The sequence below is a fragment of the Maritalea porphyrae genome, assembly GCF_027213965.1.
GTDB lineage: Bacteria > Pseudomonadota > Alphaproteobacteria > Rhizobiales > Devosiaceae > Maritalea > Maritalea porphyrae_A.
The window spans coordinates 1-572 of record NZ_JAPWGX010000013.1; the positions used below are offsets into that span (position 1 = coordinate 1).

Genomic DNA, 572 nt, shown 5'->3' on the forward strand with positions numbered 1-572 from the left:
CCACCAATACCGCCACGACCGTACTGGCCTGTGCCGTGTCCCGATGCCCCCCCAGGATAGCCGTCCGCATTGTAACCGCCACCGTTTTGACCGCTCAACGTGAGCGCATTGCTAGGCGGCAAAGACGTTGATTTTCCATCAAACTCCGATATTCCACCATTTGTTTGCGCGCCCCCACCGGCACCAATCGTCACTGTCACTGGACTAGAGACATCCACAAAGCCCGCCACAGAACTGCCACCTGTCCCAGCTCGGCCAAAAATGTAGGCTGTTCCATTGTTGCCACCTCGACCGCCATTCACAATCAGCGCATAAACACGATCCACGCCAGCCGGAGGGGTAAATGTGCCCGAGCTCGTGAACACTTCCATATTTTGAAAATATGGGACCAAATCTGAGCTATCTACTTTCGCTTCGAGCGCATCATCCAACTCAGTTTGATTATAAGTCTCTCCTTTTGGATAATAGCTATCAGGGTCAAAGGTTGCTGCATTTTCAGCCGCCGTTTCAGCCGCATCTTTTGCATCGACCGCAACAGTTGCAGCTAAAAGTGTTTCACCGTGTTTGGTGCT

Annotated in this window: 1 pseudogene; it reads right to left on the reverse strand. The window is 52.4% G+C overall.

The features are described from left to right. Window positions 1-572: pseudogene (locus O4H47_RS17830) on the reverse strand (hypothetical protein); the annotation flags it as partial.